At 44.5% G+C, this 25,777-nt stretch carries 29 protein-coding genes; 16 read left to right on the top strand and 13 right to left on the bottom strand.

Annotated elements, in window-relative coordinates:
• Position 1: 1 nt before the first annotated feature.
• Together ACIM339_RS02560 and ACIM339_RS07910 are read left to right on the top strand one after the other, a co-directional pair.
• Positions 2-370 (top strand): ion channel, encoded by a 369-nt coding sequence (locus ACIM339_RS02560; protein ID WP_015283041.1) that lies wholly within the window; start codon positions 2-4, stop codon positions 368-370.
• Positions 371-404: 34 nt separating this feature from the next.
• Positions 405-575 (top strand): hypothetical protein, encoded by a 171-nt coding sequence (locus ACIM339_RS07910; protein WP_162007675.1) that lies wholly within the window; start codon positions 405-407, stop codon positions 573-575.
• A 5-nt stretch (positions 576-580) separates the two neighbouring features.
• Here the strand turns inward: ACIM339_RS07910 and ACIM339_RS02555 are convergent, their stop codons facing one another.
• A complete protein-coding gene (locus tag ACIM339_RS02555) occupies positions 581-1,078 on the bottom strand; it encodes a hypothetical protein (RefSeq protein WP_015283039.1) in 498 nt (165 codons plus the stop codon).
• A gap of 177 nt (positions 1,079-1,255) precedes the next feature.
• On the opposite strand from ACIM339_RS02555, the gene ACIM339_RS02550 reads away from it, so the two are divergent.
• Positions 1,256-3,130: a ribonucleoside triphosphate reductase gene (locus tag ACIM339_RS02550; protein WP_162007674.1), complete on the top strand. Its 1,875-nt coding sequence runs from the start codon at positions 1,256-1,258 to the stop codon at positions 3,128-3,130.
• A 5-nt stretch (positions 3,131-3,135) separates the two neighbouring features.
• Positions 3,136-3,819 (top strand): anaerobic ribonucleoside-triphosphate reductase activating protein, encoded by a 684-nt coding sequence (locus ACIM339_RS02545; protein ID WP_052309853.1) that lies wholly within the window; start codon positions 3,136-3,138, stop codon positions 3,817-3,819.
• A gap of 80 nt (positions 3,820-3,899) precedes the next feature.
• On the opposite strand, the gene ACIM339_RS02540 is transcribed toward ACIM339_RS02545, so the two are convergent.
• Entirely contained in the window at positions 3,900-4,466 is a 567-nt protein-coding gene (locus tag ACIM339_RS02540) for an HAD family hydrolase (RefSeq protein WP_015283036.1), read from the bottom strand.
• A 64-nt stretch (positions 4,467-4,530) separates the two neighbouring features.
• Between ACIM339_RS02540 and ACIM339_RS02535 the strand changes: the two genes are divergently transcribed.
• Complete coding sequence (locus ACIM339_RS02535; RefSeq protein ID WP_015283035.1) at positions 4,531-5,334, top strand: glycosyltransferase; 804 nt, start codon at positions 4,531-4,533, stop codon at positions 5,332-5,334.
• Positions 5,331-5,993, top strand: coding sequence for a glycosyltransferase family 2 protein (locus ACIM339_RS02530; RefSeq protein WP_015283034.1), 663 nt, complete (start codon positions 5,331-5,333; stop codon positions 5,991-5,993). The genes ACIM339_RS02535 and ACIM339_RS02530 overlap by 4 nt, the downstream gene beginning before the upstream one ends.
• 41 nt (positions 5,994-6,034) lie before the next feature.
• Here the strand turns inward: ACIM339_RS02530 and ACIM339_RS02525 are convergent, their stop codons facing one another.
• From ACIM339_RS02525 to thyX, 4 genes are all read right to left on the bottom strand, one after another.
• Complete coding sequence (locus ACIM339_RS02525; RefSeq protein ID WP_015283033.1) at positions 6,035-7,909, bottom strand: right-handed parallel beta-helix repeat-containing protein; 1,875 nt, start codon at positions 7,907-7,909, stop codon at positions 6,035-6,037.
• Positions 7,910-7,959: 50 nt separating this feature from the next.
• Positions 7,960-8,694 carry a DNA polymerase sliding clamp gene (locus tag ACIM339_RS02520; RefSeq protein ID WP_337954343.1) on the bottom strand — a complete coding sequence of 245 codons (735 nt, stop codon included), beginning with the start codon at positions 8,692-8,694 and terminating at the stop codon, positions 7,960-7,962.
• Positions 8,695-9,335: 641 nt separating this feature from the next.
• Positions 9,336-10,169 carry an Mrp/NBP35 family ATP-binding protein gene (locus ACIM339_RS02510; RefSeq protein WP_015283031.1) on the bottom strand — a complete coding sequence of 278 codons (834 nt, stop codon included), beginning with the start codon at positions 10,167-10,169 and terminating at the stop codon, positions 9,336-9,338.
• A gap of 37 nt (positions 10,170-10,206) precedes the next feature.
• On the bottom strand, positions 10,207-10,869 hold the full coding sequence (gene thyX, locus ACIM339_RS02505; RefSeq protein ID WP_015283030.1) for an FAD-dependent thymidylate synthase: 663 nt from the start codon (positions 10,867-10,869) through the stop codon (positions 10,207-10,209).
• A gap of 70 nt (positions 10,870-10,939) precedes the next feature.
• Between thyX and ACIM339_RS02500 the strand changes: the two genes are divergently transcribed.
• Both ACIM339_RS02500 and ACIM339_RS02495 read left to right on the top strand, forming a co-directional pair.
• Positions 10,940-11,770: a hypothetical protein gene (locus ACIM339_RS02500; RefSeq protein ID WP_015283029.1), complete on the top strand. Its 831-nt coding sequence runs from the start codon at positions 10,940-10,942 to the stop codon at positions 11,768-11,770.
• A 31-nt stretch (positions 11,771-11,801) separates the two neighbouring features.
• Positions 11,802-12,419, top strand: coding sequence for a phospholipase D-like domain-containing protein (locus ACIM339_RS02495; protein ID WP_015283028.1), 618 nt, complete (start codon positions 11,802-11,804; stop codon positions 12,417-12,419).
• Here the strand turns inward: ACIM339_RS02495 and ACIM339_RS02490 are convergent, their stop codons facing one another.
• Positions 12,420-13,901, bottom strand: a complete 1,482-nt coding sequence (locus ACIM339_RS02490; RefSeq protein ID WP_015283027.1) for a DUF2139 domain-containing protein — start codon at positions 13,899-13,901, stop codon at positions 12,420-12,422.
• Between the two features lie 85 nt (positions 13,902-13,986).
• Here ACIM339_RS02490 and ACIM339_RS02485 point away from each other — a divergent pair, with 85 nt between their 5' ends.
• Entirely contained in the window at positions 13,987-14,787 is an 801-nt protein-coding gene (locus ACIM339_RS02485; protein WP_015283026.1) for an ROK family protein, read from the top strand.
• Here ACIM339_RS02485 and ACIM339_RS02480 read toward each other — a convergent pair.
• Positions 14,779-15,720: a 2-hydroxyacid dehydrogenase gene (locus ACIM339_RS02480; RefSeq protein ID WP_015283025.1), complete on the bottom strand. Its 942-nt coding sequence runs from the start codon at positions 15,718-15,720 to the stop codon at positions 14,779-14,781. The genes ACIM339_RS02485 and ACIM339_RS02480 overlap by 9 nt on opposite strands.
• Before the next feature lie 75 nt (positions 15,721-15,795).
• Here ACIM339_RS02480 and ACIM339_RS02475 point away from each other — a divergent pair, with 75 nt between their 5' ends.
• Together ACIM339_RS02475 and ACIM339_RS02470 are read left to right on the top strand one after the other, a co-directional pair.
• Positions 15,796-16,653: a tetratricopeptide repeat protein gene (locus ACIM339_RS02475; protein WP_162007673.1), complete on the top strand. Its 858-nt coding sequence runs from the start codon at positions 15,796-15,798 to the stop codon at positions 16,651-16,653.
• A complete protein-coding gene (locus ACIM339_RS02470) occupies positions 16,650-18,491 on the top strand; it encodes a tetratricopeptide repeat protein (protein WP_015283023.1) in 1,842 nt (613 codons plus the stop codon). The genes ACIM339_RS02475 and ACIM339_RS02470 overlap by 4 nt, the downstream gene beginning before the upstream one ends.
• Here the strand turns inward: ACIM339_RS02470 and ACIM339_RS02465 are convergent, their stop codons facing one another.
• Entirely contained in the window at positions 18,492-18,932 is a 441-nt protein-coding gene (locus ACIM339_RS02465; protein WP_015283022.1) for a hypothetical protein, read from the bottom strand. It abuts the gene before it with no gap.
• A 96-nt stretch (positions 18,933-19,028) separates the two neighbouring features.
• On the opposite strand from ACIM339_RS02465, the gene ACIM339_RS02460 reads away from it, so the two are divergent.
• The 3 genes from ACIM339_RS02460 to ACIM339_RS02450 are packed head-to-tail and all read left to right on the top strand — an operon-like array spanning position 19,029 to position 21,711.
• Complete coding sequence (locus tag ACIM339_RS02460) at positions 19,029-20,084, top strand: NAD(P)-dependent glycerol-1-phosphate dehydrogenase (RefSeq protein ID WP_015283021.1); 1,056 nt, start codon at positions 19,029-19,031, stop codon at positions 20,082-20,084.
• 5 nt (positions 20,085-20,089) lie between these two features.
• A complete protein-coding gene (locus tag ACIM339_RS02455) occupies positions 20,090-20,515 on the top strand; it encodes a UPF0179 family protein (RefSeq protein ID WP_015283020.1) in 426 nt (141 codons plus the stop codon).
• Positions 20,509-21,711 carry a redox-regulated ATPase YchF gene (locus ACIM339_RS02450; RefSeq protein ID WP_015283019.1) on the top strand — a complete coding sequence of 401 codons (1,203 nt, stop codon included), beginning with the start codon at positions 20,509-20,511 and terminating at the stop codon, positions 21,709-21,711. Before ACIM339_RS02455 ends, ACIM339_RS02450 begins: the two co-directional genes overlap by 7 nt.
• Positions 21,712-21,718: 7 nt before the next feature.
• Here the strand turns inward: ACIM339_RS02450 and ACIM339_RS07815 are convergent, their stop codons facing one another.
• From ACIM339_RS07815 to ACIM339_RS02435, 4 genes are all read right to left on the bottom strand, one after another.
• Positions 21,719-21,892, bottom strand: a complete 174-nt coding sequence (locus ACIM339_RS07815) for a type II toxin-antitoxin system RelE/ParE family toxin (protein ID WP_337954342.1) — start codon at positions 21,890-21,892, stop codon at positions 21,719-21,721.
• Between the two features lie 87 nt (positions 21,893-21,979).
• Positions 21,980-22,168, bottom strand: coding sequence for a hypothetical protein (locus tag ACIM339_RS02445; RefSeq protein WP_162007672.1), 189 nt, complete (start codon positions 22,166-22,168; stop codon positions 21,980-21,982).
• A gap of 218 nt (positions 22,169-22,386) precedes the next feature.
• Positions 22,387-22,878: a type IV pilin gene (locus ACIM339_RS02440; protein WP_015283016.1), complete on the bottom strand. Its 492-nt coding sequence runs from the start codon at positions 22,876-22,878 to the stop codon at positions 22,387-22,389.
• Positions 22,879-22,935: 57 nt separating this feature from the next.
• Positions 22,936-23,418 (bottom strand): archaellin/type IV pilin N-terminal domain-containing protein, encoded by a 483-nt coding sequence (locus ACIM339_RS02435; RefSeq protein WP_015283015.1) that lies wholly within the window; start codon positions 23,416-23,418, stop codon positions 22,936-22,938.
• Positions 23,419-23,616: 198 nt separating this feature from the next.
• On the opposite strand from ACIM339_RS02435, the gene ACIM339_RS02430 reads away from it, so the two are divergent.
• Together ACIM339_RS02430 and ACIM339_RS02425 are read left to right on the top strand one after the other, a co-directional pair.
• The gene (locus ACIM339_RS02430) at positions 23,617-24,264 is read left to right on the top strand and encodes an NAD-binding protein (protein WP_015283014.1); all 648 of its coding nucleotides are present in this window, start codon (positions 23,617-23,619) and stop codon (positions 24,262-24,264) included.
• Positions 24,265-24,268: 4 nt separating this feature from the next.
• Positions 24,269-25,672: a TrkH family potassium uptake protein gene (locus ACIM339_RS02425; protein WP_015283013.1), complete on the top strand. Its 1,404-nt coding sequence runs from the start codon at positions 24,269-24,271 to the stop codon at positions 25,670-25,672.
• Positions 25,673-25,777 lie beyond the last annotated feature (105 nt).

Here is a 25,777-nt window from a genome sequence, read left to right as displayed (position 1 = left end):
AATGAATGATGTTGAGAGTGAGGAAATTCCGAACATAATAAGGTTCAAGGTATTTTTTAGGATATTTCTGAAAGTCATATACGTGGTGAGAAATATAATATCAACCCTTCTCCTCTTTATATTTCTGATGGGCATTCTGCTTGGCTACATTGAGGGTATAGGGATTGGAAATGGCATATACTTTGCCTTCGTGTCGGCCCTGACCCTGGGCTATGGAGATATCGTCCCACATACAATACTTGGAAAGATTATAGCGGTGTTCCTTCTCCCAATCACCGGAATGCTCATAACCGGCATTATTGTGGCCGCCGCCATAAATGCGATAGACAGGGGATTGAAGGAATCACAGAAAGATCGTAGAAACTCTTAAATACATTGTTGCCGCTGTTCACATGGTGAGTTTTATGAGTGTTGAGATAGATGAAGAGTATATGGACGAGCTTGTTGATTACCTTTATGAGCACGAGGTAAAGGAAAGGCCGGATCTTTTTGGAGTTGATATGGAGGCACTTCAGGCTATAATCTATCTTGCATTTTTGAAGATGGAGAGGGACGGCATATTAATTGTTCGGTGATTGAATCATCTTTGAGCCTCCCCTCTCTTTATTTTTGTGTGTGCAGCTCCAAGAAGAACGATGTCGAGGGTGATAAGGAGCATATAGAGCAAACCTGCCCCACCCCAAAGCACCAGATCTCCTATGAGTTTCACCGGATGCAGAATGTTTCCAGCCTCGTAGGTGAGTACCACCATGTATGCGTATGAGAGCGTGAATATGTGGAGAAGTGCAGAGGCAGTGAAAGATGCCATGGCTCCAACATCTCCCTGTCCATCTTTGTAGAATATCCATACGAAGAACATCCCAATCAGGAGGAACAGGAATTCAAGGGATAGGCCGCTGCCATAGGCAATCTTCATTCCAAATATGAATGCAGCAACAACATTTTTCGGCACGGCCATATCTGTGAATATTGCGTTGAATCCAAAGCCTGCTATGAACGCTCCGAGAATAAGATTGATCAGTGAGATGGCCATTATTGATCTTCTGTAAATCTTCAAAGTATCTTTCATACTGATCATATACGATATTTTTTTAATGGTATTTAAATATGTGGAAATTAAAACTGAAACTGTTGTTTGAGGCCCATAAGTACGAACAGAAATTCATTTTTTAAAGTAAATTTGATTTTTTTCAAGTTTATTTTACCATGTTCCTTATCATCTTTGTTCAAAAAAATCAATTTATATTGCAGTGATATGCATTATTTTATGCAGGTGAAGGATGTTGTTGAGGGATATTTAACGCAAAGTGACTGGAAGGTGAAAGAGAACAGCAACACGGGGTACTCGTATTCAGGATTGATGCTCCATGTTGCTGGAGAGGTTATGAGTGAGTATACACTGGAGCATGTGTATAATGAGCGAATTGCAGATGCCCATAGGAAAGGGTATTTTCATATTCATGATTTATCGTTCGGGATCATACCCTACTGTGCAGGGTGGTACTTAAAGGATCTTCTGCTTAGGGGATTTGGAGGGGTTTCTGGAAAGATCAATGCCAGACCACCTAAGCATTTGGACACGGCGGTAGCGCAGATAATAAACTTTCTGGGCACAATGCAGATGGAGTTTGCAGGGGCCCAGGCATTCAGTAGTGTTGATACATATCTAGCTCCTTTTATACGTCATGATAAACTTAATTATAGGGAAGTAAAGCAGAATATGCAGCGTCTCATTTACGGGCTCAATATACCTTCAAGGTGGGGTTCACAGACGCCATTCACCAATTTCACCTTTGATCTGGTACCCCTTGAGGACCTTGGCAGGGAGCATGCCATAGTTGGTGGCGAAGAACTGAGCACCACCTATTCAGATTATCAGGAAGAGATGGATATGCTGAATCGTGCGTTTATGGAGATAATGATGGATGGAGATGCAAATGGACGCATATTCACATTTCCCATACCCACTTACAATCTTTTACCGGAATTTGATTGGGATGGTGAGATTGCTTCCCTTCTTTTCAAAATGACTGCAAAGTATGGCACACCATATTTTCAGAATTATATAGGCAGCGATCTGGACCCAAGGAGCATACGGGCGATGTGCTGCCGTTTACAGCTTGATATGAATGAACTTCGTGCTCGAGGAAACGGACTTTTTGGCTCCGGTGAGTTAACAGGCTCAATCGGGGTGGTGACAATCAATTTAAATCGTCTCGGATATGAGGCCCATGATGAGGATGAATTTTTTGAAATGCTCAGACATTATATGGACCTTGCCAAAGAGAGTTTAGAAATAAAGAGAAGAGTGATAAGGGAGAACATGCGTAGGGGGCTGCTTCCATTTACCAGAATATATCTTGGACATTTTAACAATCATTTTTCAACCATAGGGCTCATAGGTATGCATGAGGCGCTTATGAACCTGTTTGGATACGGCATATACGAGAGGGAGGGTTTGATATTTGCCATAAAAACCCTGAAATTCATGCGCAAAATCCTCAAGATTTATCAGGAGGAAACTGGAAATCTTTACAATTTGGAGGCCACTCCTGCGGAGGGTGCATCATACCGTCTTGCCCGACTTGACAGGGAGATGTATCCGGATATATACACATCGGGGGAGAGTGAGCCATATCTCACAAATTCTACATGGCTGCCTGCGGATTACAAGGTAAGCATAATAGAGGCACTGGCACATCAGGAAGTTCTACAGACCCTTTACACGGGGGGTACGGTTTTTCATACCTACATAGGAGAGAGGGTAAGCGAAGAAAGTGTTAAGGCACTTGTCCGCAAGATTGCAACAAACACAAAAATTCCCTATTTCACAATAACGCCCACCTTTTCAATATGTCCTGAGCATGGTTATATCCCTGGAGAGCATTTTGAATGTCCGTACTGTGGAAGGCAAACGGAGGTTTATTCACGGGTGGTTGGATATTTCAGGCCCGTAAATGCGTGGAACCATGGAAAGAGGGAGGAATTCAGAATGCGCGTTGACTTCAACCTCAACGCCATGGAGGGGCGCTGGAAGGTTTACAGGGATATAGCCCAGAGCGTTGCAACTCCACAGGTGGAGAGTGAAGATGTTGAAAAGAAGGAAAAGGTGCAGCTGATACTGATGTGATGTCTATGATGATTGCGGGATTCATGCCTGAATCATTTGTAGACTGGCGTGGTAAGATGGTGGCCACAATATTTACCTACGGCTGCAATTTTCGATGTCCGTTCTGCCACAATTACACTCTGGTTACAAAAGCCCTCGAGATGAGCATTTCTCCTGAAAATATCTTGGATAGGGTCATGGAGCTCAAAGATTGGATAGATGGAGTTTGCATCACTGGTGGAGAGCCAACAATACATCCGGATCTCCCAGAGTTTGTGCGAGAACTATCCAAAATTGTGCCTGTAAAACTTGACACCAACGGTTCAAATCCAAAAGTTCTCAGGGATTTAATGCCCTATGTTGACTATGTGGCCATGGACATAAAGGCACCAATGGAAAGGTACAGGGAGCTTGCAGGCACCTCTGTGGATATTGATAAGATAAATGAGAGTATCAGATTGATAATGAGAGAAGCCAGAGATTACGAGTTCAGAACCACGGCTGTACCCATCTTATCGGATAAAGATTTTGAGAGTATATCTGCCTGGATTCGCGGTGCGAAGAGATACGTCATCCAGCAATACTCAACAGATGGAGGTACTCTGGATCCTAAATTTTTAGAACTCAGGCCTCATGATTCCACCTTTCTTTCTAGCGTATGTAACAGAATAAGTGTGAATTTCAGAGAGTGCATTGTTGTAAATATTTAATTTTAGTATGAAGATTGATAGAGCAGATGGATTGGAAAATATTTGCAAGAGAAATCAAATTTCTTGGGGATAAGTAATTCTCAAACATTTCTCTCTAAAATTTTTAATAACTCACCCAGATTCTTTATTTTATAATCTGCATCCCAGTCTCCTATGCACACAGTAATGCATCCTGCCCTCCTTCCGGATTCCATATCGTAGAGGTAATCTCCAACAACAAGGCACTCCTCACCTCTAACATCGAATTTTTTTAGAAGATACAGAAGAGCATCTGGACTGGGTTTCGGCTCAAATCCATCGTCCCGGGTTATCACACAGTCAAATTTGGAAATGTATTCTCCTAGGGCGGTCTCTGCAGCACTGCGCGAGTTTCTGGTGAGCACGACCTTTTTTATGCCCTTTGAATCCAGGTACTTTAAAATCTCAGGAAGCGAGGGATGTATCCTTGATTCTCTTGCTCTCCATATTTCCTCCTTTTCTAAAAGTTTCACATATTCATCCCCCAAATCTCTCAGGAACTCGTATAGGTGCTTGGGGCCATCTTTAACACCTATTTTTCTGAATATTCTCTCTCTTATCTGAGAGAACGGAATTTCGTTAACGATGATTGTATCATCCAGGTCAAACACAACGAGTTTGATGGACACAGGGGGTTAATGGGCTTTGAGGATTAAATATTTGGGGAGGAAATTTATTAAATATGAATGGGATATGGGACCCGTGTTCATAAGCGTCGTTATAACCGTCAGAAACGAGGAGAGGCACATATCTGACTTGCTTGATTCTCTCATAATTCAGGAGCCACCCTTTGAAATTGTGATAGTTGATGCCCACAGTGAGGATGGGACTGTGGATATAATAAAAAAGTATCAGAAAGAGTATGATTTCATTCACCTTTACATTAAGGGTGGAACCCGGGGTGAGGGACGAAATTATGGGGTTAAAATGGCACAGGCCGATTATGTGGCATTCACCGATGGTGACGATATAGTCAATCCATTCTGGCTCTCTGAGATAAGGAAGAGTTTCAGAGAGGGGGCTGATATAGTTGCCGGAAAGACCATATATCTCGGTTACGGTCCCTGGGAGAAACTGGAACGTGTGGAGTTGTTCTACAAGGGCTTTGATGTGACCTTTCCCAGCTGCAATCTTGCCTATCGCAAGGAGCTTTTTGAGAGGATTGGTGGATTTGATCCATGGTTTATGACCGCTGAGGATATTGATCTGAACATAAGGGCCATTGACGCCGGGGGAAAACTTTTTTACAATCCCAGAGCCATAGTGTATCATCGCACCCGGGACTCATTTTACTCATTTGCCAAGCAGGCGTTCTGGAACGGGTATGGAAGAAAGCAGCTCACAATGAAGTATGGAAATCTATGGAACAGGTACAAGCCTGAAAGGATGTTCAATCCATCCCAGTTATCTCTCTGGGGGCTGGTACGCCTTAGCTTCGCTCTGATGGGTTATCTGGCCTGCAAGTTCTATGGAGAAAGGTACGGTGAGAGGAAATGAAGGTTAGTGTTATTATTCCCACCCTAAATGAGGAAGAGAGCATCGGGCACGTGCTTGATAAGATACCGAAGGATTCCAGATACGAATGGGAGATTCTGATAGTGGATGGAAACTCCAAGGATCGAACTAGAGAGATAGCAAGGGAGAAGGGTGCAAGGGTCATAGTGGAGAAGAGAAAGGGCTACGGCAGGGCCTACAAGACGGGATTTGCCCACGCCACAGGAGATATAATTGTTACACTGGATGGGGACGATACCTATCCTGCAGAGAGAATACCTGAGCTTGTAGAGCATCTTCTCAAGAATAATCTTGATTTCATCTCCTGTGAGAGATTCTCAAAGATGCAGAAGGGTGCAATGTCCCTTACCCACAAGTTTGGAAACTGGGTGCTCACAATAACCACAAGAATTCTGTTTGGTGTGAAAATCAAGGATTCCCAGAGTGGGATGTGGGTGTTTCGCCGTAAAATTTTGAAGGACCTCAACCTCACAAGCGATGGAATGCCATTCAGCGAGGAGATAAAAATTGAAGCATGGAAGAGATTCCGGTGTGAGGAGGTACCAATTGAGTACCGAGAACGCAAGGGCGAGGTTAAGCTTAACACTTGGAACGATGGACTTAGAAACCTAAAATTTCTTTTCAAAAAGAGATTTAGATAACTGCATCTAGGCCGCATTCGAAATCCCTCAATTTATTATATTTACCATCTTCTGCGAAGAAGCAGCATAGCAGCAATCAGTGGAAGCAGGATTAGGAGATAATTGAGCTCGGGTATTGACTGTGAAGCTATAGGCAGATAATCTTGAGAGTGGGCAATGCCATCTATGATGTACGGATCATCTACTACACCATCTCCATTTGAATCTGGACCTCTCCAGTCCTGCCAGTAGTTTCCGCTCAAGGTTGAGTTCCAGACATTGTTGTGCCCATCATCTCTTGCCTGAACATGTGAGGAATCATAGGAATCACCACTGCCGTGGTTGTAGTAGAAATAGTTTCTATAGATCGTGTTGTTCTCTGAATGGCTGTCCAGATAGATACCGTAGTAGGTGCAGTTCTCTATCTTGTTATTGTATATTGTCACATTATAAGAGTACTCCAGATCTAATCCATATTTATAGATACCAGAAGTCATGTTGGAGATTACATTGTTTTTCACATCTCCGTGGCTCACCCCATGGAGCTCTATGCCTATATCTCCATTGTTTATATGATTCCCCTCTATGTTGATAAATTCATATCCCCACATAATTATTCCATAATTTCCACTATCAACCATAGTGTTTTCAAGGACCTCAAGGTGATCTCCATCCGCTAAATCCACAGGGATATTTGTATTACTGAAACTGTTGTTTTGAATAAGAGTGGAGTACATTTCATAGCTCTTTATTCCATAGTATCCGTTTAAAAACTGGTTATCTGTGATTTTATTACCCTGGGAATAGGTTACATCAATATACATTGGATTATGGCCAGGAGAATAGTAAAATTCGTTTCTCGCCACAGATACATAATCGGTGTGATAAATGTATAGACCATAACCAGAGTTCACAAATTTACAATCGGTGACAGTTATTGAGGAAGAGTACTTAAGCCTGATACCAATTCCATCACTATAGAACTTGCTGTTTGATATATGGATGTAAGATGAGTATCCCACAATTACACCTCTTGTTGTGTTGCTCAGATCCTCATTCTCAATTCTGGCATTTTGGACATTTACCAGTATTATCTGCCCTCCATCACTTGGCACACTAACACTGCTCATATCCATATTCTTGTAATAGTAAACAGGTTTTCCATTCACCGTGTTATCTATTGATATATTTTGGCTCTTATAGCAGGTCATTCCTCCATTGAAGATGAAACCACTCTCTATTATCGTGTTATTGTGTACCTCGGTGAACTGGGCGGTATCCATATAGAACAGGATAGCACTCCTTATTAATGTGTTGTTCTCAACCCTTGTATGCGAAGCCTCTATCATAATCCCATATCCATTATAGGAGCATGTATTGTTAATTGCCCTGGAATAGTCAGAAGCGAGAAATATGCTCTCTCCTGTATGATTTCTGCATGTGTTTCCATAAATGAGTGTGTAGGGAGAGTCAAATACTGCAATACCGTATTTATTGTGTTCCAATACGTTATTATTAATTTTACCATGGCTCACATTGTAAAATTCAATGCCCGCATCGTGGTATAAGTTCATATTGTTTACAACTTTGTTCACATGGTGTATGTGGCAGTTCTTTATTGTAAAATAAGCAGTTACATTTCCTATGTATATACCCCATAGTGCATTCGTTCCATTTATGTCATAATTCTCTATTATATAAGGATCCCAAAATGAGCCACTGCCTGGCCAGTTCTCATTAGAGGCCATTATCTGAAACTCTTTGTTACTATCTATTTTTATTGGATCGTGTTTCACAAGTCCCTTTACATAATCAGTATGCACACCAGCATTCACATGGTCTATTGAAGTTTGTAGGGGAAATAGTAATGCACCCAAAAAAATTAGGAGAATGCATACAACAGCTCCCCCAATCACATATCGTTTTATATTTGACATACCCCTCAATAAACCATATGGGGGTAATAGTATTTAAATAATGCGAAAAATCACTCCCCCTCAATTCTCGGGGCAAGCAGGTACTCACCCTTGCCCGCACCTCCAGTTATATCAAACTCCATTTTTATGGGATAATCCGTGCCCATGTAGATGGTTAGATCATTCGCAGAGTCCATGGCCTTTACAAGTTTAACCAGATAATCCACAGGATACATGCTCTTTACGGGCTCGTCGCATGATAACTCTTTAAGCATGTCCTTTGGTATGTTCAGTCTGGCCTCGTCTTGGTCACCCTGGGTGTACATCTCGAACTCTGTTGGCGTGATGCGGAGAGTTATGTTATCTGATATGCTCTCTGCGGCCTTTATTCCATGCTCAAACTCCTTGACAGGAAGCACGACTTTGGCGGGAAGCACCAGATTTGGAACCTTGGGAACGGTGAGTGCACTGGTATCAATGAGGGGCATACTTCTTGTTAGGTTTCCCATGAGGAAGGTGAGTTTACTTCCATCCTTTGAAATCTCCACCACATCCCCAGAGGATGCGAGTTTTAGAATGTCTCTGACCTTATCAAGGTCCACTCCGAGTTCCTCCTCTTCGGTGTCAAATTCCAAAAAGGCATCCTTGTTCACATTCAATACGATCATTGCAACGTGCGCAGGGTCCACAGCCTTCACACTAAGCCCGCTGGGATTCACCTCAAATTTTGCCTCAGATACCAGCGTGAGAAGAAGGTTCGTAATCTCTTTCAAATCCTTAATGTTCATTTTTAGCCGCATGTTCATCCCTGAAAGTGATATTGATTTTCACATTATAAATTTTTGCTCTACACGCCCTTTGGGTGATGTAGGGGAATAATAATTAAGGGGGAGTTTTAAATTTTTCCAAAACCGGAAAATATTTTGGTATATTTTCCAAAATTTCCATATTTTTCCTGTATTTTCCGAATTTTAATTTTGTATAATGATCCTGATTCTATGCTACTGCAAAATTCAAAATTTTCTGTATTTAACTTATTTTTCAACGCATTATTTTTATTTCCAATTTTTTCCAAAACATGGTTGAAAATTAGAGAAACATGGAATTTTATTGTGGCTGGATAATATATAAAAATTCCCTCAAAAACCGAGTTTTGAGAAGTTTTGGAAGTAGTGCTACACAGGTTTTGGAAGATTTTGAGAAATTTTTGAGACTTCAAAAATATATTACCCCCATATTTCCATGATTTCCTATAAGAAAAACACGTGCATTCTCATGTATATATACATGAGAAAACCCCCGTTTTCTCATGGTGACACTACCCAAGAAGTAGCGTGAAAAATTTCCGGGTTATTTTTGAGTTTCCAAAATTTCTAAACTTCAAACCCCCAAATCCTACCATGGCCCGATTCTAACTTTATAACGATCATCTGCAAAATAAAGGGGGTTATTTTTCCCCCAAAACTTCGAGAAGTTTGTCTACAGCATCGTGGAACGCCTTTGCAGCCTCAGAATCCGGGTACTTCATAACGAAGGGCTCGCCCGTATCACCACATCTCACAATGCGTGCATCCATGGGTATGCTTCCAATGAAAGGAACGTTGTACTTCTCCGCAGCCTTCTTTCCTCCACCCTGACCGAAGATCTCTCCTGTCATGTTCTCTATTATGCCCACGACCTTCTTCTGCATCTGCCTTGCGAAGTTTATGGCTTTGGTTGCATCCAGCAAAGCCACCTCTTGGGGTGTGGCCACTATGAGCACACCATCCATATCTGGTATGAGCTGAGATATGCTCAGGGATTCATCTCCAGTGCCGGGGGGCATGTCAATTATGAGAAAATCCAGATCACCCCAGGCAACCTCATCGAGCAACTGTTGTATGGCCTTGTGCTTGAGTGGTCCACGCCATATTATTGGGGCATCGTCCTGGGGAAGAGCCATCTGGAGGGATATGGCTTTGAGGTTTGGTACTGGCTCCACAGGCACTAACATGCCGTCATCACTAACCGTGAGTTTGGCGTTCTGCACCCCAAGCATCTTTGGCACATTGGGCCCGTGAATATCGGCATCCAGAAGCCCAACCTTGTAACCTTTGAGTGCGAGTGTAACTGCGAGATTAACAGCCACCGTTGTCTTACCCACTCCACCTTTGCCGCTGAGGACCATGAGTTTGTGTTTTATCTTCTTCATCTTTTCTGCTATGCGCTTCTCAGTTTCTTTGGCCTGTCTTATCCTTTCAAGCTGAGATTGACCCTTTCTCAATGCTTCCTGATCTACCATTTCAATCACCTTGCGTGAGCCATGAAATCCTCATATTTTATAATTGCTGGTCAGATTTGTCCAAGATAAATTTCTCGTAGAGGTCCTCAAAAAGAATCGGGGCCTTTTCGTGGGCCAGTTTCAGCATTTCCTTTGCCATCGTGCGGATCTCCCACTGGGCACTTGGATCGCACCGTAGCTCTATGAAATGTCTCAACTCCCGGGCGTTCATTGTTATAATTATCTTCGTTTCAATACCTTGAGGAAGTATGAATCTTGCATCTTCCTTTCTTATCTTCTTTGTCTCAACCATCTTTCTGTAAAGAGTGGCGGCCCTTTCTAGAACGTCCATGTACTCCTCCTCAAACTCGCTCCCAAATATGCTCTCCGGAACGATGAATTTTGGATTTTTCAGGCTAACGTACCTCTGGCTCTGCTGGGTGTAACTTGCAAGTCGATGTCTCACCAGTTGATGGGAACAAACTCGGGATATTCCCTCAACACGGAAGGTGAAACAGGCGTGCTCAAAAACACTTTCATGTCCCAGTTTTTTAAGGAGATTTACAAGATGCTTTACCCTTTCATCGTTGAGGGTTCTGAATTCTGGAGCGTGGGATATGGCGGCGCTCTCCGCTATGAGTTTATCCACACCCCCCTCTCGGGGCAAGGAGTATGCAACAAGTTCAACATTCAGGCATTGTGAGCCCCTGCAAATTTCCATGGTGTGTAATGGTATTCTGGATTTAATTGTTTTTGCAGGTGTCAATGTTTAAATACAAAAATGGAAATTCATGAATGTGGAGCTGGGTAGGGATGAGAAGGTAGTCCTGGCGATAGCAGTGTTGATTATGATTTTCCTCGCATCACTCTTTGCTTACATTTCTTTTATTACACCAAAGAAGGTGGATGTGTCTGAAATTGGCGAAAATGTGGGAAATTTTGTTGAGGTTTCGGGCATTGTGGGAAATATAAAGCAAACCCAGAGAGGGGTGGTTTTGAAGATCTACGAGAAAACATTCAAAAACAGCACGGAAGCGTACCTTCTCTTTCACACCACCCTGTATCCAGGAGAGCGCGTAGTTTTGAGGGGAGAGGTTTCAAGGTATAGAGGCATGGTGGAAATTCTTGTGAAAAATAAGGATGATGTGAAGGTTCTGGATAAGTACCTGAACCTGAATATTCGGGAACTTCTCACGAATCCAGAGTTTTTCGTGGGCATGAGGGTGAGGATATATGGAAATATGAGTTCTATGGTTCCTTCCGAGTACCTTGAATTATCCGATGGCTTCAACTTCACCAGGATTTACGTGCGTGGGGGTTATTTTGGGGAGAGAGACGTGTACATTTATGGGACCTATTCTGATGGTATTTTTAGGGCTGAGAACATAACCCTGAATTATGGAGGTAAATGTGTTGGAATCGGAAATCTAGAAAAGTACGCTGGAAAGAAGGTTTGGATTCATGGTACCATAGTATCCTATTTTTACCACGGATACCTTCGCTATGGTCCCTACTCTCTGAAGGTTGTGAGTGATAGGAGAATCTCCAAGGGGTTAATCTATCTTGAGGGAAAATTTGTGTACGCAGAGCATTCGGGACAGTACGAGCTGGTGGTGGAATAAGATTAAATAAAATAAGTAGATTTATGGCGCTATGAACAATCGTGCCATTCTGGTAATTGCTGTAACCCTGGCATTCATTGCGGGTTTCATGTCCGCAGAGATGCTCGTTCAGCGTGAGAATGTGCAGGGTATGCATTATACCATAATTGAGGGAAATAACACAAAAATAATACCCATAGAGGACAGGCAGTACTATCCAATAGTGATAAACAAAATAGAAAATGCAAATGTGAGCATCCACATAGTGATGTACGAGATGAAATGGTACGGCAATCCTGATAAGGACACACATAAAGTATCTTCCCTGGGCAGGGCCCTTGTTGCTGCAGAGAAGCGTGGAGTTGATGTGAAGATAATTCTGGACGATGGCAAGGGCTATGGATTTGAGAATCCGCAGATGGTTGAGTGGGCCAAGGATTGGAGAGAGTATTTTGAATCCCATGGAATCAAGGTAAAATTTGACTGGAGCAATCAGACCACCCATGACAAGCTTGTGATAATAGATGGTTACATAGTCATCGTGGGCTCAACAAACTGGAGTACAAGCGCCCTTGATTACAACCATGAAGCAGACGCGCTTATAGAGAGCAAGGCCGTGGCTCAGCAGTACGAGGACTATTTCTCCCAGCTCTGGAACGTTTATCAATGATCATTTCAACTCAATTCTTATTTTTCCTTGGTAATCCTCTCTTCTCAATTTAAATGACACTATTCCGGAGAAGGAGGATAGGGCAATCAAGTTCTTTCCTGCAGTGAGGTTGAATTTATCCTCGTGTGCCTCACTCAGGGGTAGAGCCAGGTCGTACTCGTACACCGTCAACTCGTTGCTCTTGGATGCGTATATTATCATTCTGGGATCCCTGTATCCATCAAGGGGTATTCCTCCAAACACGCTGTGTTTAGTTTTCTTTTTGGCAAGTGAGGGTATTGCCATTGGAATGGATATACTCACGGAAGGTGGATCTCTCTGAAGGGAATCGTGGCTGAGCATGGAGAACCCCCTGTGTCCAGAGTCATAGGGCAGGGCATCCTTAATCCCCAGATTTGGTGCGGTGTTTGTTCCGATCAGTATTTTATCCCCCAAATTTTCCATGCTTGTTATCCTCGCTCCAAATGCTCCCACTATCTTCACCATTGGGAGAGAGATGTAAAGAAGAAGGGTTGGTGCAACTATTGTGTTGGTGAATGTGTATTTTATCCTATCCTCCACATTTTTCGCGCGGTATATTGAATCGTGCTGAGCGTTGTATGCTATGAGTATTCCTCCGTTCATGTAAAGGGCGTTTGATCTCAATGGGGCTCTGAATGTGAAAAAATCAAGAAGTCTCGCGTATTTGAAACCTTCTCCATTGGCAGGGTTTCCTATGAGCACACCGCCCCGTGTGAACGCGAATATGCGATTGTAGAGGCTTGACACATCTCCGAGTGAAGGAATTATGAGCCCCTCACCGTCAATGGCCTTTACGTTTTTCACATTGTAGTCTTCCCATTTATTCTCCTGCAGATCCAGTTTAAGAATTTTAAGGAGTCCCGTCTTGTAATTATCCGCAGAGCCGAAAAACACCTCATCGTGCATTATATCCCCCTTTAGTACAGGAGTGTTGGTCAGCCTCTCTGCCTCTCCGGAAGAGCGGTCTATTGCGTAAACTCCAAGATTCTCGTGACCATCACCCCTGGCTATGAGTAGCCTGTCGTTGTGGGGATCGTATATTATGTCGCTGACCTCTCCTGCCCATTTTTCGCTGTTGTGAATGGAATCCTTCCAGATGAGTTTGAGGTAATCATCGTCAATGTTGTACTCGTGCACGTGGGAGTACTTGTTTTTAAAATCAATGCCTCCATTTTGGAAATTTGCAGGTGCGTGAACCCAACCGCCGAAGTACAGATACTCATCCACCGTTTCAACGGCGTTGTATGTATCTCCCCCCGAAGTGGGGGCCTTGCCCACCATCTGAAAATTGTAAATCTGCTCATCGTAATCCTTCACAAAATGAGCCTCTGCATCAAATGAAAGCGTGTAGTAGAGCATCTTCCTGTGGTATTTCAGGCCGAATATCCCTCCGCTGCCCCGTCCCGGGCCGTAACGCGGAGGGTAAGAGTGCAAATGGGACACTATTTTTGCCACGGTCATTTTCAATCCCCTCCAGCCCCATATCGCTCCAGGGCTATTAATTTTTTCCCATCAAGTTAATTTACCTGATTGGGCATGGCATTTCATGGTTCTGGGTATCGACGTGGGTGGCACGAAAATCCTCGCTGCAAGGGTTGAGGATGGCAAAATTTTGAATAGGTGGAAGACAGGCACTAGGAATGGGAAGGTGATAGCCACACTCAGGTCCATCATCTCGCAGGCGGGAGAATCGAGGGTGGGCATCGCCGTGCCATGCTATTTGAGAAATGGCGTGTGTATTAAATCCCCCAACATACCCGAGCTCGATGGAAAGATTCTGCAAGATCATTTTGAGGGTGCTATTGTGATGAACGACTGCACTGCCATGGCCTACGGGGAGTACTTTCTCCGTGGAGGGAAATACGATCCTCTCCTGCTTGTCGCTCTCGGCACGGGTGTGGGTGCAGGTTTTGTTTATAAATCCTCCCCCTATGTGGGTAGGGGAAGTGCGATGGAGATCGGCCATTTGAAGGGATTTTCTGAGATGAAATGCTACTGTGGAAGGCGAGGATGCCTGGAAACTGTTCTGGGTGGGAGGTACAATGACCTTCCCCGCATGGAAAAAATGGCCAGAAATGGAGAAAAGGAGGGATTGAGGTTCATGGAAGAATACGGGAGGACACTGGCAAGGGGAATTGCAACGGCAATTCAATTACTTGATCCTGAAATTGTTGTGATTGGAGGAAGTGCTGCCAGGGCTTATGATCTGTTTGAAAGATCCATGAAGGAAGAGCTTCACAACCTGCTGAGCTTCATCACGCCGGATGATATTATATTTGAGAGGGCAAGATCCGAAGAGTCCGGAGCTCTCGGTGCCGCCCTGATTGCGGATAGGGGATTAATCTAGGTAATCTTCCCTTCTTACTACATTCTTCGGGGTTCCTGCGATGAACTTCTTTATATTCTCGGCAGCGGATATTGTTAGATCTTTCCAGAATCCCTCGTATGAACCCGCGCAGTGGGGACTGAGAATCACGTTGGGTAATTTTTCAAACGGGTAATTCTGCCTGAACCCCTCACCATAATGCCACCAGGCATCTATTGCCGCCGTGAAATTGGGATGATTTTTAAGATGCTCATACAGGTCTTTTTCCACGATTATCCTTCCTCTGGACACGTTAACAAGAATGGCATCCTCCTTCATCATTTTCAATTTTTTTCCATCAATAAGCCCCATTGTCTCCCTTGTTAGGGGGAGGGCAAGCACTATTATATCTGAATTGGCCAGAAGGAAATCCAATTGGTCCATTTTTCCCACAAAAATAAAATCCTTGCAAAAGGAGCACCTGCCGCTTCTGCTAACCCCAAGGAGATTGACATGGAAGCATCTGAGCATGCTGCTCAAATCCCTTGCTATATTCCCCAAGCCTATAAGGCCAACATTTTTGCCTCGCAGTAATTTGCTGGGAAGCATCTGCGGGAAGTTGCCCCGAAGCATCTCGTTGTGCCTGTACACTGTGTGTTTCAACGCGGCGAAGATCAATGCCAGGGCATGCTCCGCAACACCCCAAGAGTTTGAGCCTGCATTGCTGCAAACCACCACATTTTCAGGTATCTTTGAGAAATCAAAATGATCAACTCCCGCCGAGAATACCTGTATCATTTTGAGTTTTTTCATCTTTGGCAGTAATTTTTCCAATTTTTTCCAGCTGTGGGCAAGAACGATATCCACTTCTTCAAGGAAATCATCATCGGCATCATTGGGGCATCTCACATCATGCCCTTCCAGGTATCTTTTGAAAACTTCAAACTCTCTGCACTGAAGTGCGAGGATTTTCATGAAAAAGCATGAGATGAAAAATACAAAAATCTTCCGATAAGAAAATTTTTATTTCATAACGTGCTATATTACTTTGTGAATTGCATAATATGTGGGCGGGAATCCGAGCGTCCTGTTTGTAGGGAATGCTCACTGAAAATCATGGAAGAGCATCCCTTCTTGCTCAGGAAATCCCTTTTGTGCAGTGCATATGAGGAAGATCTGTCCATAGAAATTGAAAGGGGCATGCTCACTGATATGGGTATTGGTAAACTTAACAGCATGGCAAGGGAGGCGCTTAAGGGGAGCAAGCAGGATAATGCACTTCTCGCGAGGGCTGCCCTTCTATTTCACAGAAGATTCTCATCATACCTTGAAAATTTTGAAATTGATCAGGATTACTATCTTCACCTTGCTGAAAAATTTGCCAGGAAGGTCGATGGAGAGGAGGGAGATTATCTCCTTTACCTCATTGAGAGGGAACGTGGAAATTTTAAAAGGGCTCTCAAATTGGTTGATGCTCTAATAAGGAAATATGGAGATGGGTACAAGATTCACAAGGCACGTCTTCTCATGGACATGGGAGACAGGGACGCCGCCTTCCTTATCTACGAGGAAATTCTGAGGGACAACAGGAGTGCTTGGAAGAATCTTGCCGATGCTTTGCTTGATTTGGGAGAGTACGGGGATGCCTCCAAGATCTACGCGAAGGTTGTTGAGGAAGATCCGAATAGCGTGGAGGCCATGTACAATCTTGCCCTATCTCTATTTAAATTGAAAAGATACCACGAAGCCTCTGAAATCCTGAAAAAGGTCGTGAAGAAGGACAAGTACAATCTTGACGCCCACCTTCTTCTTCTGAATATTTACGATGAGGAAGGGCTTGAGGATGAGAGAAAAGCCCTCATTGCAAAGTTGAAGCGCCTTGGTTTTCCCGGGGAGGTGCTTCAATGAGAGAGAAAATTGAGAATATGACCATGGACGAATTTTTCAAACTCTGCAACCGCCTGGTAGTGGAGATGGGATTTAAGATTCGTAACAGCGTTTATCGTGATGATACCGTTGTTTTTGACGCCTACATGCCCGTGCCCGGCAAGAGTTTGCACTACGTGGTGATATTTCTGAAAAGACCCAAGGTCACGAGGGAGGACGTTTTGGATTTGATTGATCTTGAAACCGTTGAGATCAGGTGGATGCTCATAACAACGGGTGTGTTTGAGGGTGTTGATGATCTCCGTGGCAGGGAAGATCTGACTTTCATGGACTGGAACGATTTTGAGAGGCTAATCGTTGAGTTTGGTCTGGAGGAAGAGCTCACAAGGAAAGAGAGGGGCAAGGAGGCCAGGGAGGGGCGCTATCTTCCAAGTGCCGGGGAGCTGGCATCGCTTTTGCAATGGGCCCGCGATTTTCTGGAGAATGGAACTTACGATAAGGCGCTTGAATATGTTGAAAATGCACTTCGCATAAAGCCCACAACAGAGGGAAAGAAACTCAAGGCAAGGATTCTAGCAGCCCTTGGAAGGACTGAAGAGGCCATATCCATCCTCACATCCATACTTGAGGACAACGTAAAGGACGATGAGGCATGGCTGATCCTCGGGCAGATTCTTGAGGAAGAGGGTGATCTGCAGGAGGCTGGAGAGGCCTATTCCCAATGCGTGCGTTTCAATTCCCGCAATCTGGCCTGCTGGATAAACAGGGGCAATGTGATGCTCTCAATGGAGAAGTACAGTGAGGCCCTGCTATGCTATGAGAAGGCCCTTGAGATAAGGAGGGATATGCCTGCGCTCTGGAACAACAGGGGTGTGGCGCTGAAGTACATGGGTAAGTACGATGAAGCGATGCGCAGTTATAATGCAGCGCTTAAAATTGATAAGAATTTTGCAGAGGCGTATCTCAACAAGGCCTATCTTTATTTTGATTTGAAGAGGTACGAGGAAGCCAGAAACGCCGTTATGGAGTACCTGAAACTCAGGAGAGATTCTCGTGGTCTTATCCTCCTTGCCAGAATATACATGCGGAGGAGCATGAGAAAGGATGCGCGTGAAACTCTGCAGGAAGTGCTTGAGATTGAGCCCGGAAATCAGGAGGCGATAGAACTCCTTGATAAACTGGAGGGCAGAACGAGGGAGGTTAAGGAGTACGGGAGAATTAAGAGCATGCTCTCGGAGGAACTTTCCACCCTGGAAAGCACACAAAAAACAGCACTTGTAGAGGACAGGGACCTTGGATCCCTTTTTGAGAATGTGAAAAGGGAAATTGAAAAGGGTAACATATCCAATGCCTGTGAGGGTATTATGAGGATCCTTGATGGAATTCACGGTCGGGAGTTAAAAAATCTTAATGATGCTCTGCATCTCAACACCAAAAGATTGCTGGAGATCGCAGGTATGGAGGTACCAGAGAATATGGACGAGTTGACTCCCAAGGAACTTGAGATTCTGGGAGAAGAGGCTGTAAGGAGGGTCATGCTCATAGAGGAAAAAACAACCCGAGGGCAATCTGTACCTGAGGGCTTTGCGCATCTGCTCTTTGAGGAATCCAGATGGAAGGAGTTGAAAGGTATGGAGGACAAGTATGCTCACAATGCCCTGGGGTTGAGTTATTTACGGGCGAGGAAATACGAATTGGCTGAGGAGCACTTCAAACGTGCATGGATGTTAGATAGGGGATTCAGGGAAGCGGAGCTCAACCTTGCCTACGCTTACTACAAACGAGGAGATATAAGAAGGGCCATGGCCCTGCTCAAGCACCTGGGCTACGAGGAATATCTCAAAAAATGGGAAAAATGATTATTTGTACTTGGCAATCAGTTCTCCAAGCAGTCTGTGGTGCTCTTTCTCATTCTCCACGAGTCCCAGGGCAAGTTGCTTTAAAAGAGGGTGGGTCATCTTCTCCGCCATCTTCTCGTACGTTTCTATCATGTCCTTCTCAATTTCAAGGTGCATCTCCGCAAAGCGCCTGACCAGGGCTTTCTGCTCTCCATTCAGTTCCATGTCCTTTATCTCCTTAATGGGTTCACCCGTTCCAAGTTTTGCAAGTTCCTTCTGAGCATCCACGATTGCCTGCATTAGATGTTTGTGTATTATCGTGTCTATGGCGATTCTTCCCACAATCTCCTCAACGTTTGTGTATTTAAGCCCCTGTCCCCTTATGAGGCCGAGGCCGTCTACATAAGTGCTCGCTGCCTTTTTCTCAATTTCCGCAGCTTTCTTAACCAGAGTTTCCACCATTTTGATTACCCCCTGAAACAAATAGTTATCCATCCTTTATTAATCTTTTGGAATTTATCGCAATTTTAATATGCAAAAAGAGTTTAAGGTGAGTAAATGAGCTTTGAAAAATCAAAGTGGACTCAACTGCCCAGGGAAATATATGCGGGTCATGGGGTCCTGGAGCAGGTTGGGCCAATGTGCCGGAGATTCGGTTTTGGAGAAAACGCTCTTATTGTCACCGGCTCCACAAGTTATGAGGTTGCCGGCAAGCGGGTCAAAGAGCTTCTTGAGGATTCCGGCTTCAATGTGGAGGTACACATTACCGATAAGGCCAGTGTTGAAAATCTTGAAAGGGTTAAGGATCATGCCCATGATTCAAATTTTCTGGTTGGTGTGGGTGGAGGAAGCAAGATAGATCTGGCAAAGAAAGCCTCCTATGATCTGGGAATGCATTTCATAAGTGTTCCCACCATAGCAACCCATGACGGCATCGCAAGTCCCAGGGCATCAATAAGGGAGAACGGAACAACAGTATCCATGGATGCCCAGGAGCCCATGGGTATAGTTGCAGATACGGAGATTTTGATTCAGGCACCCTACAGGTATCTTGCTGCGGGTGCTGCGGATGTGATAGGCAACATAACGGCCATAAAGGACTGGGAACTGGCACATAAACTGCGCAACGAGGAGTTCAGCAGCACAGCCTACGGGATGGCCAAGTACTCTGCCGAGTTCATACTTGAAAATGCAGATGCAATAAAACCGAACCTGGAGGAAAGTGCCTGGATAGTTGTCAAGTCCATAATGGCCTCCGGGATGGCCATGAGCATAGCCCATTCTTCCAGGCCGGCAAGCGGCAGTGAGCATCTCTTCGCCCATGCCCTGGAGAAAATAGCCCCGGGAAAGGCTCTGCACGGAGAGATGGTGGGTGTGGGCACCATAATGATGATGTACCTGCATGGGGGGGACTGGCTGCGGGTTAGGAACGCACTCAAGGCCATAGGTGCACCTGTAACTGCCCGGGAACTGGGGGTTGAGGAGGAGGACATAATTGAAGCACTCACCAACGCTCACAGGATGAGAAACAGGTACACAATTCTGGGGATGAGGGGTCTGACCGAGGAGGCGGCCAGAAATCTGGCCAGGATAACAGGAGTAGTAGGGAGGTGATATGAATGATTACTCTGATAGGTAAGGATCTGGCAAAGGAGGGTCTCGAATTTCAGTATCTCGGCCCGTTGCTGGAGTGCAGGAGTTGCAAGTTGAAGAACGTGTGTTTCAACCTGGATGAGGGCAAGTGGTACAGGATAACGAAGATCCGCGATAAGGAGCACGACTGCAAGGTTCACGATGAGGGCAAGGTTGTAACTGTGGAGGTTGAGGAGATACCCGTGCCCCTTGCGGTTGAGGCCAAGAGCTTGGTAGAGGGTGAGAGCATTACATTCAAACCTGTGAACTGCAAGGAGTACGGCTGTGAGTTCTACGAACTGTGTCATCCCCTGGGCCTGAGAGAGGGAACCAAGGTCAAGATCACCAAGGTTGAAGGGGAAATAGACTGCCCCAAGAAGAAGGGCATAAAAAAGGTTCTGGTGACATGGTAGAGATAGGGCTCGTTGGCAAGCCCAATGTGGGGAAGAGCACGTTCTTTGCCGCTGCCACCATGCACACGGTTGAGATTGGAAACTATCCATTCACGACGATTGAGGCGAATCGTGCCTTTGCCCACGTTCGCAGGCCCTGTCCCCACGTGGAGATAGGTAGGGCTTGCAATCCGAAAAAGTCCATTTGCATTGAGGGCACGAGGTTCATACCCGTTGAACTCATAGATGTTGCTGGACTGGTGCCCGGGGCTCATGAGGGGCGTGGTCTGGGCAACAAGTTTCTGGATGATCTGAGGCACGCGGACGCGCTTATACACGTGGTTGATGCATCCGGCTCAACGGATGCTGAGGGAAATCCCGTTTCCATGGGTGAGGGAGACCCATACGGGGATGTGAGATTTCTTGATGAGGAGATAGCTTTCTGGATAGCGGACATAATCTCCAGAGGCTGGACTCGCATAGCCAGGAGGCTGGAGGCAGAGAAGGTGAAGATAGAGGTTGCACTTGCAGAGAGATTATCCGGATTGAACATTGGGGAGAGGGATATACATCTTGCCCTTTCTAATCTGGATCTGGATGAGAAGCCCACGAAGTGGAGCCAGGAGGATATTCTGGATCTCGCGTATGAGATAAGGAGAATTGCGAAGCCCATAGTCATAGCTGCAAACAAGGCGGATATTGCCCCGGAGGAGTACCTGCGCAAATTCATCGAGAAATGCAGGGAGATGGGCTATGAAGCCGTACCCGTGTCTGCCGATTACGAACTGGCTCTGAGAAGGGCTGCCAAGGCCGGACTCGTCAGTTATGTGCCCGGCGATGTGGATTTCCGCATACTGAATGAGGATATGTTGAATGCCGCGCAGATAAAAGCCCTTGAGAAGATCCGAGAGTTCATCCACAAATTTGGAGGCACAGGGGTGCAGCGTGTCATTGAGCACACGGTTTTCAATGTTCTCCGTATGCTCGCTGTTTATCCCGTGGAGGATGAGAACAAATGGACGGACAAGGATGGGAACGTTCTGCCAGACGTGTTCCTCATGCCCCAGGGCTCAACGGCCAGGGACCTGGCCTACAGAGTGCACACTGATCTGGGCGAGAATTTCATACGCGCCGTGGATGCCCGAACAAAGAGAATTCTGGGCCATGATTACGTGCTTCAGGACGGGGATGTTATAAAGATAATTGCGAGGAAGTGAAGAATGTTCAATCATTCTTGTATATTCTTTCTCGCTTATCTACCTTCAGGATTATTATTTGCATGTTAATTTTATCAATTTCGTATAAAATGCGATATTTTCCAACTCGTATTCTATAAGTATTGTTCTCTCCCCTTATCTTTTTATAGGGATATGCGTAGGGATTTTGTCTCAGTACCATCAACGTATTTTTTTATTTTATTTCTATAGTTTTCTGGGAGCCCCAATATGAATTTTGCTGCCTTTCTGGAAAATATTATTTTGTACATCAATGCTCACCAAACAGTTCATCAAAACTCACATAGTTTCCCTTTTTTATATCCTTTCGGAGTTCTTCTATTTCTTTTTTCTCCTTATCTGTGAGTTCCTCATAACCAAGAAAATTGTCAATCTTTGTGCTTAGCTCCCTTATCATCTCCTCAATCTCGTTTAGTTTCTCAAGCACAGCATCAGGCATATCTTTCACCCCTAATATCATATACAAAACTCATTTTTAAAGGTTTCAGCATTCAGAACTCCACAATACAATCCCCGTATTGTATGAAATTTAAGAATATTCCCTCTAATCTCACGAAGATAAAATTTTATTTATGTTTCTGGGAAGGAGCCAATCTATTTTGCGATAAATCTCTCCCTTCAGAAATTTATCACGCCACCGGAGGAACAATGAAAATTTTATGTTTGGAATTTCCCGGATAGGAGTGTACTACCGTGTGCATCCAGAAAGTATATTTTGTACATCGTATCTGGTTTGAGATTTCTTAAAAGTAAATAATCACCTCTATTAATAAAAGAGTTGTTTGAAAGATCACGATATATGATTTGAAGATTTTGTGTGTTTGAATCCTTTGGAGTAATTATTGCAGAAGTAGAATCAAAAGGTGATGGGAATATGAAATTGTACCGTGTTTCATTTATGTATAAAACACCCTTTAGACTACTTATTTTTACATCGAAATTAAAGTTTGAAAATACTAGCTTATAGGTTGAATCATTCACTCTTTCGATAGACGCAAATTTACCTATAATAGTGGGCTCATATGTGGCGCTGGGGGTCATATAAACATAAAGGAGCAAAGTTGCAGCTAAAACTACAGTTATGGCTATCATAAGAATGGTACCTATTACCGCACTCACGCCATTTTCAATCGAAACCATTTTTTTCATAGAATATCACCAAAAATAAAAGAAAAAAGGTTGGTGTTTTAAATACCTGTAAAGTGCTTATGCAGTAAAGCTTGTGCTACATATTTGGTTTCCGTTGCTGTCAAGGATTGTCACAGTTACTGAACCTGATACTCCACTGATAAGTAAATAGTCTCCGGAGTTTATAACTCCGTTTCCTGCCAAGTCATGGTATTGGAGTTTAAGGGTATTAGGAGTAGGTGTAAGTGTGGCATTCCAAATAGTGGCAGATTTGTAAGTCCACCCGGTTACTGTGTAGGTGGTTGTTCCCACACTAATGGATATTTTCAGGGTTGTTATGTTTGTGTCTGGCTGGAACTGAGAAAATGTTAGTTCCCAATAACCAGGCTTAACTTGCTGTTTTGAAGCGAAACTCCCCGTGATCTGGTTTCCACCAGTTCCGCCCATGTACCCAGACACCATCAGCCATACAGTCGCTGCAAGCACTACTGTTATAGCCACCATCAGAATGGTTGCTATAACCGGGCTCACGCCCTCTTCCTTCTTATACATCTTCTTCATTTTCAAGTCCTCCTGGGCCTTTTGGCCCAGTTTCTATTAAGAGGAAGCACATATTTAAAGATTTTGGAACAAAACTCGAAAAATGCTGGAAAATCATGGTATGAGCATGCCATGACAAAGCATGTTTTTTATCTAAAAAATAAAAAAATTTTGAAAATTTGAGAAAATGTTTAAATTCTCCACGTGGATAACCTCCCCATGTACATTATTGTCATTGGTGGCGGGAGAATAGGTGAGTATCTGGTTAGCATACTCGTGGAAGAGGGTCACAATATTGCGCTGATTGAGAAGGATGAGGAAAAAGCCAGACATATGGCTGAGAATTACGATATTCTTGTTATCAAGGGGGACGGGAGCGAAGCATCGTACCTTGAGGATGCCGGCATAAACAAGGCCGATGTACTTGTGGCCTGCACCGGCAACGATCAGGTGAATTTTGTCGCGTGTCAGCTGGCAAAGCACACCTACAATGTGGGCAAGGTCATAGCGAGGACAACGAATCCGAGCAACAAGGTGCTTTACGAGAGTCTCGGCGTAGATGTGGTCATAAGCACCACCGAGGTGGCTGCCAAGGCCATGTACGCCGGAATTAAAGGCTTCACCTCCGTGCTCACGTTCGGTGGCGATGTGGAACTCCTCCATGTGCGTGTTGACAAACTCTCCCCCATTGTTGGCAGGAAACTGAGTGAGATACACATGCCCTGGGGAAGCATAATAGCCACAATTTTGCGCAGGGGCCAGATCATAGTACCACGTGGAGAGGAGGTCATTCAGGAGGGAGACGAACTTGCCATTGTGACGAAGAAGGGTGTGGAGAAGAAGGTGCGTGAGATAGTGCTGGGGTAGGTTGATGAACAAGATCCTATATTTTTCACTGAAACTCCTCACCTACATATCGATCTTTATGATAATAGATGCGATTTACGCGCTGATAGTGGATAGAAGTGTCGTCATAGCCCTTTCCTTTCTCTTTCCCGCCACCTGGATCATATTTCTCTGGGTCCCCTTTATGAACAATCCCCCTCCCCAAAAATTGACACTGAGAGAATCATTCAAGATTGCGGCCGTGGGCTGGCTCTTGATGTCCTTTTTTGGAGCCATACCCTTCATATTATCCGGTTATCTTAATCCCTTGGATGCATGGTTTGAGAGCATGTCCGGGTTCACGGCCACTGGATTGACCATGTTCTTGGATGTGCAATCTCTGCCCCGCAGCATTCTCCTCTGGCGCTCTCTCACAGAATGGATTGGAGGGGTGGGTGTGATAGCGCTGTTCCTCTCCGTTATGTACCGCACCAGTCGTGTGGTGCAATCTCTATACTTTGCAGAGGGAAGAAGTGATAAGACTGAGCCCACAGTTGTTGGCACTGTTAGAAAGATATGGGGCATATACGTATTTTACACTGCACTTTTCGCCGTAATATTCTACCTTCTCAAGGTTCCCTTGTTCGATGCCATAAACATTTCAATGACCGCCCTTGCAACCGGTGGCTTTGCCGTAACTAATAATAGCATTGCGGCATACTCACCATACGTTGCCATTGCCATGATCTTTGCCATGGCCACGGGAGGAATATCCTTTGTATCACACATAAATCTATTCAGGGGTAAGATCCGTGAGTTTTTCTCCATAGAGGTTAAGGCGATGATCCTCATAATTTTCCTGTTTTCAACGGTGATGCTCCTCCACCTGTGCTGGTTCGGTGAAAACTGGAGCGAGGCCACACTTCAAACATTCTTCCATGTAACATCGGCCCTCACAGGTACTGGATTCAGCATATCCGATCTATCCAAACTCTCCGATTTTGACAAGACTTTTCTCATTCTTTCCATGATATTCGGAGGCGCCTACGGTTCAACGGCATCCGCTTTGAAATTAATACGTGTGGTTGTTTTGATGTACGGAATATTTTGGTACATACGTGTCCGTCTTGCTCCCCGCAGCGCTATAATTCCCTTCAAAATCGGGAGGAAGGTATTTGAGCCCACAGAGGTCAGGGATGTATCCATTTACACAACGACATATCTTCTAATGCTTCTCCTTGGAGCCTTTGTTCTAATGGCCTATGGAAATAGTCTTACAAACTCTATATTTGAGGTTGCCAGTGCAGAGGGTAATGTTGGACTCTCTGTGGGCATAACCTCTCCCTTTATGCCCTGGATTGAGAAAATAACCCTCATCCTTGAGATGTGGTTCGGCCGCCTTGAAATATTCCCCATACTGATTTTCCTTGCCGATATATTCAGGAAATGAGTTATCCCCCGACATTAACAGCACCTATCATCCTTCAAGGTGCCTGACCCTGCCGGGGGATTATAGGGCACCCTCTGGCCCAAGCATCATTGTGCGATGACACAT

This window comes from Aciduliprofundum sp. MAR08-339 (genome assembly GCF_000327505.1).
In the GTDB taxonomy this organism is placed as follows: Archaea; Thermoplasmatota; Thermoplasmata; order Thermoplasmatales; family Aciduliprofundaceae; genus Aciduliprofundum.
The sequence above is the reverse complement of the archived record's forward strand: the minus strand, read 5'-3'. Positions and strand labels throughout refer to the sequence as shown.